This window comes from Stenotrophomonas sp. STEN023, assembly GCF_056760135.1.
In genome coordinates this window covers 45383-64798 of the sequence record NZ_JBRREF010000010.1, presented here as the reverse complement: position 1 = coordinate 64798, position 19416 = coordinate 45383, and the positions used below count along the sequence as shown (strand labels likewise).

The 19416-nt window shown below is 64.0% G+C and carries 16 protein-coding genes; 2 read left to right on the top strand and 14 right to left on the bottom strand.

All coding sequences use genetic code 11. The annotated features are described in order from the left end of the window. Positions 1 to 25: 25 nt before the first annotated feature. The 9 genes from ACVOLV_RS04540 to ACVOLV_RS04500 all read right to left on the bottom strand — a co-directional run bounded on the left by ACVOLV_RS04540 (position 26) and on the right by ACVOLV_RS04500 (position 9308). Positions 26 to 1246 (bottom strand): helix-turn-helix domain-containing protein, encoded by a 1221-nt coding sequence (locus tag ACVOLV_RS04540; protein WP_481553346.1) that lies wholly within the window; start codon positions 1244 to 1246, stop codon positions 26 to 28. Between the two features lie 249 nt (positions 1247 to 1495). Then, positions 1496 to 2236 carry an energy transducer TonB gene (locus ACVOLV_RS04535; protein ID WP_481553345.1) on the bottom strand — a complete coding sequence of 247 codons (741 nt, stop codon included), beginning with the start codon at positions 2234 to 2236 and terminating at the stop codon, positions 1496 to 1498. After that, positions 2233 to 2658 carry a TonB system transport protein ExbD gene (gene exbD, locus ACVOLV_RS04530; protein WP_303747327.1) on the bottom strand — a complete coding sequence of 142 codons (426 nt, stop codon included), beginning with the start codon at positions 2656 to 2658 and terminating at the stop codon, positions 2233 to 2235. Before exbD ends, ACVOLV_RS04535 begins: the two co-directional genes overlap by 4 nt. A gap of 9 nt (positions 2659 to 2667) precedes the next feature. Further along, entirely contained in the window at positions 2668 to 3381 is a 714-nt protein-coding gene (gene exbB, locus ACVOLV_RS04525) for a tonB-system energizer ExbB (RefSeq protein ID WP_481553344.1), read from the bottom strand. 126 nt (positions 3382 to 3507) lie between these two features. Then, positions 3508 to 3894, bottom strand: a complete 387-nt coding sequence (locus ACVOLV_RS04520; protein WP_481553370.1) for a YbaN family protein — start codon at positions 3892 to 3894, stop codon at positions 3508 to 3510. A 43-nt stretch (positions 3895 to 3937) separates the two neighbouring features. Next, positions 3938 to 4528 (bottom strand): biliverdin-producing heme oxygenase, encoded by a 591-nt coding sequence (locus tag ACVOLV_RS04515; protein WP_481553343.1) that lies wholly within the window; start codon positions 4526 to 4528, stop codon positions 3938 to 3940. 177 nt (positions 4529 to 4705) lie between these two features. After that, positions 4706 to 7621, bottom strand: coding sequence for a TonB-dependent receptor (locus ACVOLV_RS04510; RefSeq protein WP_481553342.1), 2916 nt, complete (start codon positions 7619 to 7621; stop codon positions 4706 to 4708). 126 nt (positions 7622 to 7747) lie between these two features. Then, positions 7748 to 8719, bottom strand: a complete 972-nt coding sequence (locus ACVOLV_RS04505; RefSeq protein WP_481553369.1) for a FecR family protein — start codon at positions 8717 to 8719, stop codon at positions 7748 to 7750. A gap of 88 nt (positions 8720 to 8807) precedes the next feature. Next, positions 8808 to 9308, bottom strand: coding sequence for an RNA polymerase sigma factor (locus ACVOLV_RS04500; RefSeq protein ID WP_481553341.1), 501 nt, complete (start codon positions 9306 to 9308; stop codon positions 8808 to 8810). Between the two features lie 216 nt (positions 9309 to 9524). Here ACVOLV_RS04500 and ppa point away from each other — a divergent pair, with 216 nt between their 5' ends. Both ppa and ACVOLV_RS04490 read left to right on the top strand, forming a co-directional pair. Beyond that, complete coding sequence (gene ppa / locus ACVOLV_RS04495; RefSeq protein ID WP_481553340.1) at positions 9525 to 10070, top strand: inorganic diphosphatase; 546 nt, start codon at positions 9525 to 9527, stop codon at positions 10068 to 10070. A 161-nt stretch (positions 10071 to 10231) separates the two neighbouring features. Next, a complete protein-coding gene (locus ACVOLV_RS04490; protein WP_481553339.1) occupies positions 10232 to 11347 on the top strand; it encodes an HDOD domain-containing protein in 1116 nt (371 codons plus the stop codon). 237 nt (positions 11348 to 11584) lie between these two features. On the opposite strand, the gene ACVOLV_RS04485 is transcribed toward ACVOLV_RS04490, so the two are convergent. The 5 genes from ACVOLV_RS04485 to ACVOLV_RS04465 form a co-directional block, all read right to left on the bottom strand. Beyond that, positions 11585 to 14449, bottom strand: a complete 2865-nt coding sequence (locus tag ACVOLV_RS04485; protein ID WP_481553338.1) for a TonB-dependent receptor domain-containing protein — start codon at positions 14447 to 14449, stop codon at positions 11585 to 11587. Between the two features lie 61 nt (positions 14450 to 14510). Next, positions 14511 to 15413 (bottom strand): helix-turn-helix transcriptional regulator, encoded by a 903-nt coding sequence (locus ACVOLV_RS04480; protein WP_303747336.1) that lies wholly within the window; start codon positions 15411 to 15413, stop codon positions 14511 to 14513. A gap of 133 nt (positions 15414 to 15546) precedes the next feature. Continuing rightward, positions 15547 to 17832, bottom strand: coding sequence for a winged helix-turn-helix domain-containing protein (locus tag ACVOLV_RS04475; RefSeq protein ID WP_481553337.1), 2286 nt, complete (start codon positions 17830 to 17832; stop codon positions 15547 to 15549). A gap of 241 nt (positions 17833 to 18073) precedes the next feature. Next, a complete protein-coding gene (locus ACVOLV_RS04470; RefSeq protein WP_303747338.1) occupies positions 18074 to 18751 on the bottom strand; it encodes an ion channel in 678 nt (225 codons plus the stop codon). A 69-nt stretch (positions 18752 to 18820) separates the two neighbouring features. Next, positions 18821 to 19411 carry a DUF4136 domain-containing protein gene (locus ACVOLV_RS04465; protein WP_481553336.1) on the bottom strand — a complete coding sequence of 197 codons (591 nt, stop codon included), beginning with the start codon at positions 19409 to 19411 and terminating at the stop codon, positions 18821 to 18823. Between the last annotated feature and the right edge of the window lie 5 nt (positions 19412 to 19416).

Below are 19416 nucleotides of genomic sequence, written 5' to 3'. Positions count from 1 at the left end.
CGCGATTGGCTGCCTGCCAGCGACACTAGTCAATCGGCAGCGCAGCAGGGAGTAACAAGATCGTCGTGAATCCGCTCAGCGGCATCGCGCGCCAACGCTGCGCTCGTCCGCGTCCAGTCGTGTACACACGCCCTGCTGCCTCCAACTCCAGTAGCGCCCGCTGCGCGTTGCGCTGGCTCTGCCCCAAGGCCAAACCCAGTGCCGAGGTCGACCAGGCCGCGCCATCGGCAAGCAACGCGAGCAGTGCACCTTGTTCGCCTTCGATGGGCGGGAGCAGCACCCTCACCGAGTTCGCCGAGCGCGGTGACAGGCGGAAACCGGCAGCTGTCGCTTCAATGTGCGCCTGCGCGGCGATGAACCCGCGCAGGCGACTGATTTCGACGCGCAGCCGGGCGCGTAGCGTCTCATCGTAATGGCGCATGCCGAATGCGCGCGTGATCAGCACGTCACGGTCAACGTCATCCGGCCAAGCCTCGGCCAACGCGCAAGCAAGCGCAAACAGCACCGGACGTCTTGCCAGCGACTGCCAGCTTGCGCCAAACCTGACGCCGCGCTGGCAGCCATCAATGATCAGTGCACCGGAATCCAACAGCTGCTGCACCTGATCGATACGCAGCAGCTGATCCGCACCTGCGCCCAGGCAACGCGCAGCCGGCTGGTCCAACGTGATGCGGGCTGCGTCCACTTCCGCCTGCAGCGCCCCGACACCTGCTTGCGCCGCAGCCATCCGTGCGCGTTCCAGCAGGACACTCGCCCGCGCGGTCTGCATCCAACGCAGTGCCAAGGTCGCAGCGGTCAGATCAGCCATGGCGCTCAGCGCTGGCGGCAGCTGCAGTCCCTCCACCTTCGCCAGCGCATGCGCTGCGTCATCCAGTTTTCCCAGTAACAGAAGTCGTCGCGCGAGGATCAACCAGGCTTGCAGTGCATTGGCCGCATCACCCTGCGTCTCAAGCACGGTCGCGATGGCTGACAACGGCTCGGAGCTACCGCCAAGTTCGCGCAGCGCCAGTGCCACTTCGGCTTCGGCCAGACCGCAGCGTGCGCGTGCGAGGACTTCGTGTGCGCCGAAGCCGCGCTGCGCGCGACGCAGCAGCTCGCGTGCACGGGTCAGGTCGCCAAGCTGGGCCATCGCGATTCCGCGCAGGGCCAGGGCGGGTGGATCGTCACGCAATGCGACGTGCTTGAGCGCGGTGAGTACGTCACCGGTGGCCAGGGCGCGCGCGGATGCTGCGATCAGGGAGTCCATCTGTGCAGGCTAACTGCGGGCAGGCGTGGATGCACTTTTCGAGGAGGCAGCGGTTGCGAAGGGTTTACTGCAGCTGCTTTTGCTTGCGACGTTGGTCGAATGCCGGCTGGGTGTCTGGATGCCGTCGCGGTGCATGAAAACGGCTAAGAGCGCCCTCACCCCTCCCCCGCCTTGCGGGAAAGGGGAACAGCCCGGGTCTGCGAGAAAATGAGCGGCCAACTCCTGCAAATCACCAAGCGGCGCTACTACTCACCTGCGATTGATGAAGAACTCCACCGGCACCATCACTTCCACCGGGTTGCCGGCGACCTCCGCCGGTGGCGCCGGCACGGGCGTTGCCCGCGCTACTGTCTCCAGCGTGGCCTCGTCCAGACTGTCATGGCCGCTGCCACGGCCGATCCGCGCATTGCTGACATTGCCCTGCCTGTCCACGCTGAAACGCACATAGGCCACGCCTTGTTGGCGCAGGCGCTCGGCCAACCGTGGATAGCGGCGGTATTTCTCCAGATGGCCCAACAGCTGCCCCTGCCAGGTAAGCGTGGCCTGCGCCTGCTGGCCCGAGGTGGTCTGCCTGGCGGCGTAGCGCTCGCTGGGTTTTGCGCTGACATCCGGCAGCGCCAGGGTCTGGTCGACCGTCTTGGCATCGGAGACGCGCGCCGGGTCTTTCGGTTGCGGGGGCACATAGGCATCCACCACCTCCGGCTCCTGCGGTGGCGGCTCGTGCTCCACCCGCGGTGCCGGTACCGGCTCGCTGCGTTGCTGCTCCTGCTGCGGCGGGCCCGGTGGATTTTCAGTTGGTGTTGGCGGTGGTGCCTCCGGCGCCTCGGCCAGATCCACCATCACCGCTTCCAAGGGTTGCTGGTCGGCAAGCAAGGGCGGTGCACGCAGGCTCCACCACAGCGCCGCGCCGATCACCACGCCGTGCAGCAGCAGAGCCAGCGCGAAACTGCCGCCCCAACGCAGGCCGGATGATGCAGTAGCGTCCGTCACGGCGACTGCTCTACCCCGACCAGCGCCACTTTCAGGTAGCCGGCACGTCGCAGCAGGTTCATGGCTTCCATCAGATCGCCGTAGCTGACCGAACGGTCTGCGCGCAGGAAGATACGCTGCGAATGATCACCTTGCGTGCGCGCCTCCAGTGCGGCAGCCAGCGTCTGCCCTGTGACCACGTCTTCGCCAATACGCAGCGACAGATCCGCCTGCACGGTAAGGAACAGCGGTTCCACATCGCGCGGCTGCGGCTTGGCGCTGCTGGCCGGCAATTCCACCGGCACATCCACCGTGGCCAATGGCGCGGCCACCATGAAGATGATCAGCAGCACCAGCATCACGTCGATGAAGGGCGTGACATTGATCTCGTGCGCTTCGTCCAGCGCTTCGTCGTCGGACTCGCGGGAGGTACGGATTGCCATTGCCCGGCCTCAGCGCGCAGCGCGCGACAGCGCGCGTCCGCAATCGATATCGCGCGAGACGATCTGCTGCACGCTGGCGGAGATGTCGCCACCGAGCGCACGCAGCGTCAGCAGCCGGCGGCTGAAATGGTTGTAGATGACGACGGCGGGAATCGCGGCGATCAGACCCATCGCGGTCGCCAACAATGCTTCAGCGATGCCGGGTGCGACCACTGCCAGGTTGGTGGTATTGGATGCAGCAATGCCGACGAAGCTGTTCATGATGCCCCAGACGGTGCCGAACAGGCCGACGAACGGTGCCACCGCGCCGATACTGGCCAGCAGGCCCACGCCGCTACGCAGGCGTCGGCTGTTACCCAACTCGATGCGCTCAAGTCGCGAGCCGAGACGTTCCTTGGTGCCTTCGTGGCCCTGTGCATCCGCCGACAACGCCAGCTCGGTGCGGGCAGCGTCCAGCATGCTGCGGGCCAGGCCAGGCCGCAGCAGCACCGACTGCGCATCGGTGGCATCCAGGCTGCCGCTCACATCCAGCACCTCACGCGCCAGCTGCAACTCGCGGCCGATACGTGCCAGCTCCAGCGTCTTGGCGATCAGCACGGTCCAGGTAGCCAGCGATGCCAGCGCCAGGCAGATCATCACCGCCTGCACCACCCAGTCGGCGGACTGGTACATGGCCCAAGGGGTGAGTGCCTGCGCGGCGTGCGGGGAGATATCAGCGTACATGGGAAGGTTCCGGATCGTCGTTGGAGAAAGTCGCACTGGCGATCTGGCTGGTGCGTTGAACGTGGTACGAACAGAGGTCGCATCGAGCTGATGCAGGTGGACGCGCAGCGACGGCGGCGGACTGCATCATGGCTGCTCGCCGCCGTCGTCAGGCTCGCGCGGGCTGGGCCGCGACAGCACGTAGGCGGCACTGGCCAGGAAAAATATCGCTACAGGCACGGCCAGCTTCCAGCTCGGATGCGCGCCGATGAAAAACAACACATAGCCCAGCGCCATGCCGCCAGCCGCAAAACACTTGCCCTTGCGGCTTACTGCGCCCTGCTCGCGCCACAGCCGCAGCGGGCGGCCATAGCGCGGATGCTGCAGCAGCCACGCTTCAAAGCGCGGCGAGGATTTTGAGAAGCACCACACCGCCAGGATCAGGAAGATGGTGGTCGGCATCACCGGCAGCAGGGCGCCGATCACGCCCAGCGCCACCATCAGCCAGCCCATGCAGAACCACAGCCAGCGGATCACGCCGCGGCCTTCGTGGTGTCTGCTGGTGCGTCGGCCTGCATCAGGCGAATTCCTGCTCGACGTAGCCGCGCACCGTGCGGAACGCGGCATTGGCACCCTCGATGGCCACCGCCTCCTGCGCCTCGGTCATGCTGATGGTATCCATTGCCGCGGTGAACTCGCGCCAATGGCGGGCCGCACCATCCGGATGCGCAGCAAGGTGACTGGCACCGAAGTCCGCGCCCAGACCCAGCTTGCCGGCCAGCTTGAACAGGATGGTACCGCCCAGGTTGGAGCCTTCTGCCACATACAGCCAGCCTAGCGCTGCCGGAAGATCAATGTCATCCGGGATGACGGCAGCAGCCTCGACCGGGACCTCCTGCTGCAGGTCGCCGAGATCGGCAACGATCTGCTGCAGGCGCTGGCGCTGCTCCAGGTCCGGCAACAGCGCGCGCAACAGCGGCGTCGCGTACAGCGCCTGGATGTCGCGGTGGAAGCGGTATTGCACGCGCACGAATTTGGCGAAGCGCTCGCGGCTGGCGAAGATGTCCTCGGACATGATGCGCTTGTCCAGGGAATCATGGGTGGTGCTGGTGGCCGCCTTCAGGCGCTGGCTGCGGGTAGGTGCGGCAATGGTTTCGGTGGTGGTCATGTCTGCAACAACGAAGCGGAGGGGGAACCGGCTGCATCTTTCGGTGCGCTGACCGGTGGTCCTGATTGAGACGTTTGCCGGAGGCCTTCCCCCAAGCCGCAGTCACAATCTGCGATGAGCACTGATCCCGGCGCACGCGCGCCGGGATCAGCTTGCACATCGATCAGTTCCTATCCATCAATAGCGGAACGTCAGTGCCATGCGCGCGGTACGGCCCGGTGCCGGCAGGATGCCCAGGGCAAGCGGGTCCAGGTAGTAACGGTCGGTGGCGTTGTCCAGGTTGACGTCCAGGTTCCACTGGTCATTGAACGACCAGCTGGCGAACAGGTCGACGATGGTCGCCGGGCGGTACAGCTGCTGGATCGCCGACAGGCCGACGTTCCATTCCTTGTCCAGCTTGCTGATCGGGCCGGCGTTGTGCACCACGCGGGTACCAAAGGTCAGCCGCTCGTCGAACAGGCGCGAACCCAAGGTCATGTTGACCGTGTAACGCGGCGGGTTCTGGGTGTTGCTATAGGAACCCTCGAAACCGCCGTCCACGCAGTTCGGGGTGTTCTTCAGCTCCTCGATGTTGCGCTTGATGCCGTACTCGCGACGCTCTGCGGCGATATCCGGCGCGCAGGTCTTGGCCTTGAAGTAGTAATGCGCGGACAGATCGGCGAACACCTTGCCGGCATCGTAGTTGGACTGGAACTCCATGCCCGACACCTTGAAGCGGTCCACATTGCGGATCAGGCCGGCCGACAGCGTGCGGTAGTCGCGGGTGATCAGGTCATCCACGCGGGTATCGAAGTAAGCCAGCTTCAGTGCCAGCTGGTCACCATTGGCGAACAGATCACGCTTGATGGTGCTTGCACCGATTTCCCAGCTGCCGGAGCGCTCGGGCTTCAGCTCGCCGACCGGCTTGGCGGCGGTGAACAAGCCCAGCGTGGTCTCGAACAGGCTCGGCAGCTTGGTGCCTTCGGCGTACTTCAGGTAGACCATGCTGTCGTCGTCGAAACGATAGGTGACGCTTGCAGTCGGCGAGAACGCACTGTCGCGGCGCTTGATCGGCTTGGACCAGGTCCAGCTCACCGGCACCATCAGATCTTCGGCGGCATCGGCGTCGTAGAAATTCCAGCCACCGATGTCGGCCACCGTGCCCTTCTTGTAAGGCGAGGCCAGCAGCGAGGCCTGGGTGAAGTTGCCATTGGCATCCGGGTACCAGTTCAGCATCGCGATGCGCTTGGCACGCCACGACGGCAGGCTGGGGTCGCCGTTGAGCAGCTGGGTGTAGCGGTACTGACCGTCAGCCTCGAACTTGTCTTCCTTGGCCAGTCGATTGCGGTCGTGCACATTGACCCGGTTCCAGCGGCCACCGGCCATGAACTCCCAATGTTCATTGGGCTCCCACTTGATCGATGCGACCGCGCTGTATTCCTTGCGCTCGGCATTGCGCAGGAAGCGATTGTTGACCAGATCGTCATGCATCACCGGCGCATTCGGGCGGATGTCTTCATCGCTGAGCGACAGGCCGTAGTCAACGGTGAACAGGCCGGCGCTGGTTTCCAGCAACGAGGTATTGCTCACATCCATGCCGAAGCGCTTCTGCTTCAGTGGGTTGGCGTAGGCATCCTTGTAACCGGGGTTGCCGCTGAACGTCGGCGCGTCGTACCACTCGGTGCGGCGATCGAAGTACCACGGGGTGATGCCGGTAAGGCTGTTGTACATCAGGCTTTCAGCGTCGGTGTACCAGGCGTTTGCACGCAGGTCGACCAGCTCGCTGTCCGGGTTGAAGCGGTAGCGCAGGCTGTAGCTGTCCATGTCGACATGGCCCGGGTCCCACTGCGGCACGCGGTCGCGGTCAACGCGGATGATCTGCGAGGCCATGATCTCGCCGGCAGTGCCTTCATAGCGGCGGTAGCCCAGCTCCAGCGTCTGCGCATCGTCGATGCGCCAGGTGCCCTTGAGCAGCGCCGATTCCGAACGCGAGGAGGTATTGAATACTTCGGTACGCGGCGGGTTCAGCGGTGCCAGCGTGCGCCGGGTCTGCGGGAAGTCGTCATAACCATGCTTGCCACCGAAGTAATTGCCCGTGTCGCGCCAGGCATAGGCGGCGACCAGGTCGAAACGATCCCAGCGCTGGGCCACCGCCACATTGGCGAACTGGTTGCCGGTGGCATTGCGGTCGGTGCGCGGTGCGGCGCTGTAATCGGGCACGTTGTTGGCGCTGTTGTTGGCCAGGCCGGTGCGCACGCGGATGCCACTGTTGCGGCCTTCGCGCAGCACGTCTTCGACCTTCAGCGTCTCCATTTCGACCACGCCACCAATGCCGCCAGAAGCATTTGCCTGCAGGCTCGGGCCCTTGGTGATGGTGATGTTGGAGATCAGGTCCGGATCAAGATAGGTGCGCTGCGACTGGCCGGCATAGCCGCGGTAGGTATCCATGGTGGACTGGCCACCATCGATGATCACCGGGATGCGGCTTTGCCCCTGGATGCCACGGATGTTCACATCCAGCGCATTGCCCACGCGCGGATCACCGGCGGTGACGCCGGCCACGCCCTTGATGATGTCGGCGGTGGAGGTGCCACGGAAGCGCTCGATGGTCTGCTGCGGGATATAGGCGGTCGAGCCGGTGGTGCGGTAGGTATCGAGCAGGCGGGCGCTATCACTGCCTGCACCGTCGCCACCGCGTTGGTCGCCGGCCACGCTCAGCGTGCCGGTGACGACCAGATCGTCCGCATTGGCGCCTGCCGGCAGCTTCTCAAGCGTCACCGCGCCATTGCCGCTGCGACGGGCAGCGATGCCGGTGCCGCGCAGCAGCTGTTGCAGCGCCGCTGCCGGCGCCAGCTGACCGGATACCGGCGCGGAGGTCGCGCCATCGGCCAAGGCTGCCGCATAGGCCACCTGTACGCCCGACTGGCGCATGTACTGCCCCAGCGCAGCGGCAAGCGGCTGCGCGGGGATATCGAACTGCGCGGAGGCGCTGGCAACCGTGGCCTGTGCCATTGCGGGAACGGCTGGCGTCAGCACCGCCAGGCCGGCGGCCAGCATTGCAACGTGCAGACGGGACAGGCGCAGGCGTGGGCCGGCGCGGAAAGAACTGGGCATTGAAAATCCTGTTGTCGAAGCCGCAATGAGGCGGCGGAGGTTCGACGTACGTGGCGGCGGCTGAGGTACGGTCGGGGTTAAGACGAATGAACCGGGCAATCCCCCAAGACCAATCGTCCAGCTCAGCTAGCGACGCGCTGGCAGCTCGTTTTGTCGGGCCTGCACGATGGCGATGCCGAACGGCAATCGCGTCACGCTCAGGCCACTGCCCGCAGCCAGCGCATCCAGCGCCTGCTCGGGTTGATCCAGACGCAGCGCGGCATTGATCGGCGGCAACGCCGACAGATCCCCGCGCACGAACACATGGCCTGGACGGTAACGTTGCAACTCGGCGAGCACCTGGGTCACAGCCGCGTTCTCCAGCAGCAACTCGCCACGTCGCCAAGCCGCGACATGATCCGGCGCCAGCTCGGCGCCGCGCTCGGCCACGCCGCGCTTGTCCCACCCCGCAGCCTGACCGGCCTGCAGGTACATCCAGCCCTGGTCCGGGCGCGCCGCAACCCGCACGCGGCCCTGCTCCACTGCCGTAGCGACACGGTCGCCTTCGCGGCTGACCACGAACGCGGTGGAGATGTCCTCCACCACGCCCTCACCGACGGTGATGCGGAATGGCGCATCAGCCTGCGGCACAACCTCGAACCAGGCGCGCCCGCGCAGCAGTTCGATGCGCCGCGAGGCCTCACCGTAGTGCACGGCAATCGCAGCGCCTGCATCCAACACCGCGGTTGAGCCGTCCGGCAGGCTGACATGGCGGATGGCCACATCCGAGCGGTAATCGGCGCGCATGCGCAGGGCCAGTTCGGGCGCGGACATCACCCCACAGAACAGCGCCAGCACCGCCACCGCGGCCAACCAGCGGCGTTGGCTGCGTCGCACCGGCCGCTGCACCACCACCGTGGTCTGCGGGCGGGCAGCGAGGCTGCGCCAGAGCACGCGTTCATGTTCAAACGCATGGCGGTGCCCGGGCTGCAGCAACCACTGCTCGAACGCCTGCATGTCGGGCTCGCCCATGGTTCCCGATGCCAACCGCAGCAGCCAGTCGCGCGCCTGCTGCGCAACGGGACTCTCGGGCGGAACGGAGGATGACGGCGGGCGCATGGGCTGGCTCAGGTAATTACGGTGGTAATGGCTACGGACGGAATACAAGACGACTGGCAGCATCGCATCCCCAAGGGAAGCTGCAGCGCTAGTCGCCGCTGCGCGCCCAGGCCAGGCGCTGCAGGGCCAGCCGCAGGTGGTTCTCGACGGTGGTCACCGACACCCCCATGCGCCGCGCCACTTCCGGCTGGGTCAGCCCCTGCAGGCGGTTGAGGCGGAACATGCTGCGGGTCGGCTCGGGCAGGTGCTCGGCGGCCTCCAGCACCCGCGCCAGCTCGTCCTGCGCCATCACCTGCTCCTCGGTGGACAGCACCTCGTCCGGCCCCCACAGGTAATTCTCGGCCTGCAGGCGCAGCCGACGCGTACGTTCACGGCCGTGATCGGTGGCCAGGTTGCTGGCCAACCGGTACAGGTAGGCACGCGGATTGCCGATTACCGGCTCGTTGCCGACCCCGCGGACCTTGAACCACACCCCCTGGATGACGTCGTCGGCACCGCCGTCGCTGCCGAGGATCTGGCGCACCAGACGCAGCAAGGCCGGGCGTTCGCGGATCAGCAGTTCGGTCAAAGTGGTGGCGTTGCTGGACATGAGGGGCTGTGAAGGCAAGGCAGGCCGCCCGCGTCAGGCGGCCTTGGGCGGACAAGGATATCCGCATAATGATAATGGTTCTCATATGTATTGCGCGACAGTGTGTTCCCCGCGCCCGCTGGGGATCACCCAGCCAGCCGGGGTTTGGTGCGCCGCAATAGTGGTGCGCGTAGAATGGAGCTCTTTTTCAACCAACAACGATTCGGAGTCAGCGCAATGAGCCTGAAATTGGTCTCGCCGGGCAAGAACCCGCCGGAAGAAATCAACGTCATCGTCGAGATCCCGAAGGATTCGGAGCCGGTGAAGTACGAAATGGACAAGGAAAGCGGCGCGATGTTCGTCGATCGCATCCTGTCCACGCCGATGCGCTACCCCTGCAACTACGGCTTCGTGCCGCAGACCCTGTGCGGCGATGGCGACCCGGCCGACGTGCTGGTGGTGCTGCCGCTGCCGCTGGTCCCGGGCTCGGTGGTACGTTGCCGTCCGGTCGGCGTGCTGAAGATGAGCGACGAAGCGGGCAGCGACGAGAAGATCCTCGCCGTGCCGGTCGCCAAGATCTTCAGCGGCTACGCCCACGTCGAAGACATCGCCCAGGTGTCCAGCCACTGGCTGGAGCGCATCGGCCACTTCTTCGAGCACTACAAGGACCTGGAAAAGGGCAAGTGGGTCAAGATCGAAGGCTGGGGCGACGCCGCTGAGGCCAAGCGCATCCTGGTCGAGGCGCACCAGAGCTACCTCGCCACCCAGGAACAGGACGTCTGATTGCGCCGGCGCAGGGTCGTAACACCCGGCCCTGCGTAGCGACAACCATCACGTTTTCCTTGCAGAGGGCATGACCCTTTGCCAGCGAGCAGCTACATTGACAGGCCGGTTTCCGGCCTGTTTTTTGTTCGGATTTTGCGTTTTTTCCAAGGGGAAGTGTCTTGCGAATCCTGTTAGTCGGCGGCGAAGCCAGTCTGTCGGCCGAGCTGCTTGAGTACATCGCCGACCTCGGCGACGAGTGGGAAGTGGAATCGGTTCCGGACGGCAGTGCCGCCATCGTCGCGGTGTCCTCCGCCACGATCGACGCAATCATCGTCGCCCCGGCTTTGCCAGACCTCGCCCCGGCCACCCTGCTCGGCCAGATCCGGACGCTGCGCCCGGAGACCATCCGCATCGCGTTGATCGACGGTGACAACAGCCAGCGCGTGCCATCGGCGCGCATCATTGGCGTGGCCCACCGCTTCCTGCCGCTGCCGCTGCCGCCCGAAGTCCTGCTTGAGGCCCTGACCAGCCTGGAAGAACTGCGCGAGCTGCTGGACAGCCCGCGCCTGCGCCAGGCCATCGGCCGCATCGAGAAGCTGCCCTCGCCGCCGCACCTCTACCTCAGCCTGATGCACGCACTGGAGGAAGACGAGGACAGCAACGCGGCGGAGATCGCCAAGCTGGTTGCCGCCGATCCGGCCATCGCCGCCAAGGTGCTGCAGCTGTCCAACTCGGCCTTCTTCAACAATGGCCGGGCCATCTCCGACCTGCGCGGTGCGGTGACCCGCCTGGGCATGGCCACCCTGCGCGACCTGGTGCTGGCCAGCGAAGTCTTCGCCCTGCCCGGCATGTCCGGCCCCGATCGCGCTGCGATGCAGTCACGCTCACTGCTGGCCTCGCGGCTGGCGGCGAAGATGCTGCCAGCGGCCAGCGCCGAGCTGGGCTCCACCGCCGCACTGCTGGCCGACATCGGCCTGCTGCTGCCCGGCGTGCGCGACGAGCGCCAGCCCGCCGATGCCGATGACTCCCGCCCCGGCCATGCCGAAGCAGGCGCCTACCTGATGGGTCTGTGGGGCCTGCCGATGCCGATCATCGAAGCAGTCGCCTTCCAGCTGCAGCCTGGGCGTTCCAATGTGCGCAGCTTCTGGGTGGCCGGTGCGGTCCACGTTGCCACCGCACTGGCGGCCGGCACCGAGGTCGACGAACAATACCTGGCCAATGTCGGCGTGCTGCCCAAGCTTGAGCAATGGCGCGCGATTGCCGATGAGATGATGGGCTTGAGTGTCGACGCCTGAGCCAACACTGCACTGCACTACAGGATCAGGATTGAATGACAACGGCCGCAGCGCGGCCGTTGTTGTTTGCGCGTGTTGAACGCGGCTGGCGTGCCGGACACTGCAGCCCGTGCGACCTCGCTCGCTCCGGCTGCGCTGTGCTTGGCCGGGCTGCGTTGGCCGTGCTGACAAGGCACAAAGAAAAAGGGTGGGCCTTGCGGCCCACCCTTCGTCATGCGTCACAGATGCTTCGATGGATCAGAAGCTCTGGCTGTACTTCATGTACATGAAGCGACCGATGTCGAAGCCACCGTAGTACGAGAAGCTCGAGTTCGGCTGGCTGTACATGACCGGACCTTCGTGGTTGAACACGTTGTTCACGCCGACGGAGATCGTTGCCTTCCACGGAGCGTTGTAACGAACCTGCACGTCGTGGAAGGTGTTCGAACCACGCTCATGGGTCGGCTGCGCCAAGGTGTACGGCGAGTTGAAGTCCGGCATGTTGCATTCCGGGCCGCCTTCCATGTCATAGGTGCAGGCCTCCTTCATGCTGGAGTAGTAACGCACACCCCAGTTGACGCCGAAGTCGCCGTAGCTCCAATCGACATTCAGGTTCGAACGCACGCGGAAGTTGCCTTCCCAGCCGGTCGACTGCTCGGTCGGGGTGCCGGCTTCGTTGTCACGCTTGTACTCGAGGTAGTCGACGTAGGTCGTCTTCCAGTCAACAACGAAGTTACCGATTGCCAGCTCCGGCAGACGGTACTTGATGCCCAGATCGAAACCTGCGGTTTCCTGGTAGCCGCCGTTGATCAGCGTACGGGTCACGTCGATGACCTGACCGTTGGTACGGCCAGTGGTGCCACGGGTGAAGCGATCGCAAGCCGAATCGATACCCAGCACGTAGCACTGGTTCAGGATCGAGGTGACCGACTCAGCAGCGATCACGTTGTTGATGCGGATCTTCCACCAGTCAAGACTGACGTCCAGGCCCTGCACATAGCTCGGGCTGTACACCAGGCCGGCAGTCCAGGTCTTGGAGGTTTCCGGCATCAGCTCGGCGTTGGAACCGGATTCGAACGGGCTGTACGACTGGGTGCCCGGACCGGTGGACAGTGCGCCACCAGAGGTGATCTGGCGGAAGTCGGAAGCAAGACCACCAGCCTGGCAGGCTGCAGCAACCGACGGGTTACGCACGGCTGCACCAAAGGTGCTGTCGCACGGATCGGTGTAGCTGTCGAAGGTCTGCGAAACGCCACCGTACATGTTGGAGATGTTCGGTGCACGGAAGCCCGTGGCATAGGTTGCGCGAACCAGCAGGTCGTCGATCGGCTTCCACTTCAGGCCGAACTTGGAGTTGATCGTGTCACCGAAGGTGCTGTAGTCCGAGTAACGGCCAGCCAGGTCGAGCGAAAGCTCCTTGGCGAACGGCATGTCGGCCAGGATCGGCACGTTCATTTCCAGGTAGAACTCGTCCAGCTCGTACTTGCCCTGGGTCGGGCCGCCAGCCAGGCTGGTGCTCAGACCCGACTGCAGCATCGCATCCGGGCTGTACTTGCCGCTTTCCTCGCGGTGCTCGTAACCAGCAGCAAAGGCCAGGTCGCCAGCCGGCAGCGTAACCACGCTACCCGACAGGTTGGCGCTCAGCACCTTGGTGGTGTTGGTGTAGGTGTCGTGGCTCGGCAGGAACAGGTAGTCCTGCAGTGCCTGGTTGCCGGTCAGGCCGCCAATGCCGGTTTCACCGTAGCCCAGCAGCGGGTTCCACGGGGTGCAACCTGCAATCACCTTGCTTTCGGTACCGCAATAGGCAACGCCGTCCTTGATGAACGACGGGCCGACTGCATTGGCAACGTTCGGGGTGAACAGGTCGCCGGTGCCGGTCTTCACGCCCTTGTTCTGGTTGTAGACGTAGCCCACATCCCAGTCGAAGTAGCGATCAGCAAACTCGAACGCGCCTTCCAGGCCTGCGCTGAAGCGGAAGGTTTCCTGCTCGGACTCGGTCTGACGCGGCATTTCCGAGGTACGACGGATGAAGGAAGCTTCTTCGCCCAGCGGATTGAAGGCGCTGTCAGCCGACATCGGGGTATCGAAGCGCTCGGACTGGTACGGATAGCCGGCAATCTGCGAGGTCGCGGTGCGCTTGGTATACAGGGCGCTGGCGGTGGCGCGGATGTTCTCGGTCACATCGAAGTTGCCGTTGGCAAAGATCGAGCGACGCTCCAACTTGTTCTGCAGCCACATTTCCGAGCTCGGATTGCCATAGTCGGCCAGGCCAAACTCATGGTAATCAGCCAGATCGCTGCCTGCAGCGCCCTGGTTCTTCACATACCAGTTGTCATCCTTGTCGATCAGGATGCCCTTGTTGGTGGCCGCGGACCAACCGTTGGCACCTTCCTCTTCGGTCGGGACCGGATGCCACTGGCCATTGCCAGTGCGGCTGAAGCGGCGATCCTTGGCTGCCACCGGCTTCTCCGAGCTGTACTCGGCACCGAAGGTCACCGAACCACGCTCACCGGTCTGGCCGTAGACGAAGTTGTAGGTTTCCTTGTCGCCGTCGCCCTGGCCGTACTGGCCGCGGTAGACGCTGGCTTCCAGACCATCGAAGTTCTTGCGGGTGATGATGTTGATCACGCCGGCAATGGCGTCGGAACCGTAGATGGCCGAGGCGCCGTCGGTCAGGACTTCAATACGCTCGACAACCGAGGTCGGGATGGAAGCCAGATCGGTGTAACCACCGGTGCTGGAGCCCATGCGCTTGCCGTCGAGCAGCACCAGGGTGCGCTCCGGGCCGAGATTGCGCAGGTCAACGTACTGACCACCGACTTCTTCACCCGAGGTCAGTGCATCGGCGCGGCTGATGGCCGGCGAACCGGTCGCTGCCAGGTTCTGCACGATGTCGGCGACGCTGGTGAAACCCTGCTTCTCGATGTCAGCGCGCTGCAGCGCGATGACCGGCTGCGCGGTTTCCATGCTGGCCGAACGGATACGCGAACCGGTGACTTCCAGGCGATCCAGGGTGGTCGCACCGGCAGCAGCTTCCTGCGCCGAAGCAAAAGCGGGGGTCAATGCAATAGCAATGCCGGCCGGGAGCAAGCCCAACCGCACTGCAGAATTACGAAGCTTCATCAATCTCTCCAAAGAGCAAAACAAACGACAAAGTTAGCGGTGCGTTAAACACCCCTGAACGTTACGTTCGTACTGCCGCCTTGGTTTTGCGCGAGCCATCCTTAGACTTTGCCGAATCTGGCTTCAATGCCACCGGCATCTCGCGGTACTGCGTTGCAGAGGCACCGAAACGTGCACGGAACGCACGCGCGAAGCTGCAACAGTTATCAAATCCGCTGGCAGAGGCCACTTCACCAATCATCATGTCGGTATCGCGCAGAAGCATCGCCGCGCGTTCCAGTCGCAGGCGCGCCGACAAGGACTGCGGACTCTCTTCATAAAGACTCTGGAACGTTTTGGAAAGATACCAACTGGAGAAGTTGGTCAGTTCAGCCAACTCACCAATGCGCACGACGCGATGGCTGTTGCCTTCCAGGTACATGCGTGCGCGCTGCATGCGGCCGAACACCTGACGCTTGCGGATGCGCGAACGGCCAGGGCAACGCTGCACGGTGCCGGCGAGATCGCGCTGCAGGGAGGCAAGATGCAGCAACAACGGTCGCAGCTGGTGGATGGTCGCCCCAGGCGCCTGCGCCTCACGCCACAGTCGCAACGCCAGACGCGCCTCGCCCAGGCTCATGCGGCCACGACCGGTATAAACACTGCAGTCGGCCAAGGTGCCGAGCATGCGCAGCGCATCGGTATCCAGGCTGATGCCAATGCACATGCCGTCGCGGCCAGCCTGGATCAGCGGGCGCGATTCCTTTTCAAACGCGATCCACTCGCGCTGGCGCAGACGGAATTTGCCTTCCTTGGATTCCACCCATGCGGTGCCACGCAGCTGCAGCCACACCGTGAACACGGTGCCAGAGGTCTGCAGACTACCGAGCCGGGCAACCCCGACACAGGCAGGACGCGGGCCGTCCTCGGCCTGCTTTTCGAACGAAACCGATTGCCCCCGATCCACCCATGAAACCTGCCGCATGTCGTACACCGTCATTTGCCTTTAATGGGCTGACGTTTTGCCAACTTTGGCGTCGATGGTCAGGAAAGTCTGGCGAGAATGCTCCGAATTCTTCCCGATAGTTCCTACGAAAAACTTCCGAAGGAAACTTTCCTTACGGTGACAACCACTTAGCGAGTCCCATCACCCGTCGAGGCGCGCGCAGCGGAACCCGCATCACCCCGATATCGGTGTTATCGGCAGTGGCCAAAGCGATGAAAACCGCGCTGCCATCGGGCGCCAGGCTCAGTCCATTGCCAGCACTGAAGCGCGTCGCGTCCAGGCACTGGCTGCTGCCATCGCCAGCGATGGCGGTCAGACGGCTGCTGCAATCGCGGCTTATATCCTGATACTCGACCGCACCGTTAGCCGCTACAGCCCAGGTGCGATAGCGCCAGCGGCTGGGCAACTCGGCATGCACAGGCTTCACACTGTCCGCAGCCAGATCCGGCGCGGCCTGCCAGAGTCCGCCGCTGGCCAGACGCGTGAACAGGATGCGCTGCCCGGCGCGGTCATAGCGCACCTGTGACACGCCATCCAGTGACGCCAGTCGTTTCCATGGCTGCTGGCTGCGGTCGAACAGGGTCAGCGCCATGCGCTCATCGTCGCCCCGCTCCACCACCAGCAAGGTGTTCGGTGCCGGCCCATAGACCGCCTGCAGTGGTTCGCGCACCGGCACCGCCAGTTTTACCCAATGCCCTTCTTCGGGCGCCACTTCGTAGATGCCAGGTACGCCGTCGGCATCACGCCCGGTCACCAGCAGCTGCCGCCCATCGGCTGCCCAATCCATGGGCTGGCGGGCTTCCGGATGCATTCCTTCGATCATCTGCAGCGACGCCGGCTCATTCAATCGCGCCCACCACAGCGCAAACGCGCCGGAGCGATCGGAGGTAAACGCCAACTGCGCGCCATCCGGAGAAACCATTGGTTGGCCATCGCGCGCCGAAGAAGCGAACAACCGCTGCGGCGCACCTGCATTGACACCCAATGGAATGCGGAACAATCCGTACTGCAGCTGGCTGCGCATGAAGGCGAGGTTGCCGCCACCGCGCGATACCGCCGGGCTCTGCGCATTGTCGATGCCCATGTCACGCAGCAGACGCGTAGCCACATCCAACCGGTACAGGCGCGATTCGCTGTCGATGCGGCGGCCGAATACCATTTCGTCCGGGCCCAACCAGCTCCAACCGCGTATTTCCGCCGCCTCGTCGGTCAAACGCTGCGCGTTGCTGCCATCGGCATCCATCATCCACATATCGCCAACCTGCGGATTGCGCACGAACCCGATCTTCTTGCCATCCGCCGAATAGCGCGGTGCATAGTCGAAGTCATCTGCGCCCATCTCGTACTGCAACGATGACCAGCGCCCGGATGCCAGATTCAAGCTGCGGATACCGCGGCTGGCATAGCGCCCGGTCATCGAGCCGAACAGCAGGCTCTGCCCATCCGGTGCCCAGTCAAAACTGAGCATGTCGGTGCCATCGCAGCGGGTGACACGGCGCAGCCCGGTGCCGGTCGCCGACACCACCAGCACTTCGCAATCACCTTGCGGCAGGAACCGCGCGAAGGCGACGCTGCGCCCATTGGGAGACCACGCCGGGAAACGATCCGATGCCCCGGCCGGCGTGCTCAGCAACGGCGTTGCAACTGCGTTGCCAACACTCTGTATCCAGAGGCTGGAGCGATTATCCTCCTCACGCGCAAACACGACCAAGGCGCCGTCGGGCGAAAGCGAAGGATTCACTTCGACGCCTTCGGTTGCGGTGATCAGACGGTAGGGACGCGCCGGGCTACCCACCACGCGGCTGCCCTCAACTACCGCTGCATCATGTGCCGACGGTGCCTCACGCCCCCACAGCAGCCATGCCATCACCACGGTACTGAGCAGCAGGACGATTCCGACAACCAGCAGGGCCACACGGCGCATCTTCCGACGCTTGTAGCGCCCGGCATCCTGCACCGGTGCGGGCTCTGCATCCGTTGCGACGGCATCTGCATCGGCGACGGCGGGCACGTCAAACGCGGGCGTCCCGGTTTCCGCTTCCGTCTCCCACGACACAGGTGCCAGCAGGCGATAGCCGGTCTTGGCGATGGTTTCGATATAGCTGGTGCCATCGCCCGCTTCAGTGGCTGCGAAGGCCTTGCGCAACTGCGTGACCGCCTGGGTCAGCACGTCATTGGTCGGCATGGTGTCCGGCCAGACTTCCGCAAACAATTCCTCGCGCGTCACCACCTGCCCCGGCCTGCGCGCAAGCGCCAACAACACCCCCACGGATTTGGGAGTGAGGCGCTGGTTTTTGCGTGTCCTTGGCAGCTCCACCTCACGTGAGGAAAGCACCACCAGACACTCACCGACGCGCAGTCGATCAGAGTTGGATTTTTCGGTGAGATTCAGTGCCATCGCGGTCAATCAAAATCGCTGGCGGACACTCATCCTGTGTCCAGCTCATAGAACTCGAATCCCTATAAGCCGCCAAATTCCGCAAAAGGCATCAACGCACAGAGCAAATGTTTTTTCTGGAACGAATATTACTCTAACGACGTTCCCGCGTGCCCGCACGTGGAAGACATCAGGCCCTCTCTCGCCGACGCAATTACATAATCAGCTACATGATTCGCGCCGCATGGCGCGATTTTTTTATCTAGCGTTCAGTTTTCTCGGCTTTGTAGATGGTCAAACCAACCAGCCGCGAAACCACCAAAGCAACGTACATAACGCCTGCAAACTGCTCCAGCATCACCAATGCGCGTGCCTGCGGATGCACCGGCACGACATCGCTCAGACCTACCCCTGACAACAAACTGAAGCTCAGATAAAGCAGCTCCACCCAGCTCCTGAAATCGCCCTCGCTGGTGGCTACAAAACTGCCCGGATAGATGTGCTGACAAACTGAATAGGCGAACGCAAATGCCCACGCCAACAAAGTGAAAGTAGCGCCGGCGGCAAACAGCTCATCCCGGCTCACTTTGTGGTCCTGCAGCATGTAGGCGATCAGGCTGCACGAGGTGTAGAAATACAGCAGGCACTCGAACGCCTGCGCCACTGCAATCAGCGAATAACGTTCAAGCAGAACGCCGGCTATCGAGAACACCACTGCCGGAATTGCCAGGGTCAGGGCCAGCCAGATGCCCAAGGGGCTGCGCCGCACCACCCACACCGCCAGGCCCAGCACCGCCATCCCGAACATGCCGAACAGCGCACGCCCGGCCGGGGTCTGTTCCATCGCCGGATACAACAGCACGCCGAGCAGCTGCACCGCCAGCAACCACGCCGACGGATGCCGCCGCGCCATCACTATCCACTTCAAGCGCGATTGCATACGCGTCCTTTCTCCGCCACTGGCAGCCGCTGCGATTGAATGCCCACCCGCGCTTGGTCGGTGGGGGTCTTAGGGAACCGGATTTGCCGGCATGCCAGCGCGGTAAGGGTAATCGGCGAAAATGGCCGCCACCGCTGCATCGATCCGCTGTGCGCGCTGCTCAGGCTTGATCCTGCCCACCGTACCCACGGCAACACCTTCCCAGACCAGGCGCTTCTCGCGTGCATCCACCACGTCGATGTTCAAGGTGCCCTCGGTGTACTGGCGCACGTCGGTGCGGTCACGCCAATACGGCACGGCAACGTAGCCGCGAGCGCGATAGCTGTAGTAATAGTCGTAATCCACTTCCGGCATCGTGGTGACCTGGGTCTTGTCCTGCAGGTAGGCGTTGAGGTTCACCCACAGATCCGGATTGGTTTCATCGAACCGATAGCCACGCGCTTCCATCTGCGTCCGCACCGACGCACGGATGCGGTTGCTGGTGATGGTGGTATAGCCATGCTGCTCCAGCGCCAGCGGACTGAAGAACGCAAAACTGCGGTAACGCGAGAAGTCGGCGCTGGGGTCGACCTGGCTGGCGACCCGCGGGGTGCTGGCGCAGGCGCCCAGCAGGAGCAGCGAGGACAAGACGAGAAGCAAGGAAACGAAGCGAAGTTTCATGGCCT

Coding starts and splice junctions, on each gene's coding strand:
- exbB (WP_481553344.1), bottom strand. CDS start 3,381: ATGTACGCTGATATCTCCCCGCACGCCGCGCAGGCACTCACCCCTTGG.
- ACVOLV_RS04470 (WP_303747338.1), bottom strand. CDS start 18,751: ATGCAATCGCGCTTGAAGTGGATAGTGATGGCGCGGCGGCATCCGTCG.
- ACVOLV_RS04475 (WP_481553337.1), bottom strand. CDS start 17,832: ATGGCACTGAATCTCACCGAAAAATCCAACTCTGATCGACTGCGCGTC.
- ppa (WP_481553340.1), top strand. CDS start 9,525: ATGAGCCTGAAATTGGTCTCGCCGGGCAAGAACCCGCCGGAAGAAATC.
- ACVOLV_RS04465 (WP_481553336.1), bottom strand. CDS start 19,411: ATGAAACTTCGCTTCGTTTCCTTGCTTCTCGTCTTGTCCTCGCTGCTC.
- ACVOLV_RS04480 (WP_303747336.1), bottom strand. CDS start 15,413: ATGCGGCAGGTTTCATGGGTGGATCGGGGGCAATCGGTTTCGTTCGAA.
- exbD (WP_303747327.1), bottom strand. CDS start 2,658: ATGGCAATCCGTACCTCCCGCGAGTCCGACGACGAAGCGCTGGACGAA.
- ACVOLV_RS04500 (WP_481553341.1), bottom strand. CDS start 9,308: ATGTCCAGCAACGCCACCACTTTGACCGAACTGCTGATCCGCGAACGC.
- ACVOLV_RS04515 (WP_481553343.1), bottom strand. CDS start 4,528: ATGACCACCACCGAAACCATTGCCGCACCTACCCGCAGCCAGCGCCTG.
- ACVOLV_RS04505 (WP_481553369.1), bottom strand. CDS start 8,719: ATGCGCCCGCCGTCATCCTCCGTTCCGCCCGAGAGTCCCGTTGCGCAG.
- ACVOLV_RS04510 (WP_481553342.1), bottom strand. CDS start 7,621: ATGCCCAGTTCTTTCCGCGCCGGCCCACGCCTGCGCCTGTCCCGTCTG.
- ACVOLV_RS04485 (WP_481553338.1), bottom strand. CDS start 14,449: ATGAAGCTTCGTAATTCTGCAGTGCGGTTGGGCTTGCTCCCGGCCGGC.
- ACVOLV_RS04540 (WP_481553346.1), bottom strand. CDS start 1,246: ATGGACTCCCTGATCGCAGCATCCGCGCGCGCCCTGGCCACCGGTGAC.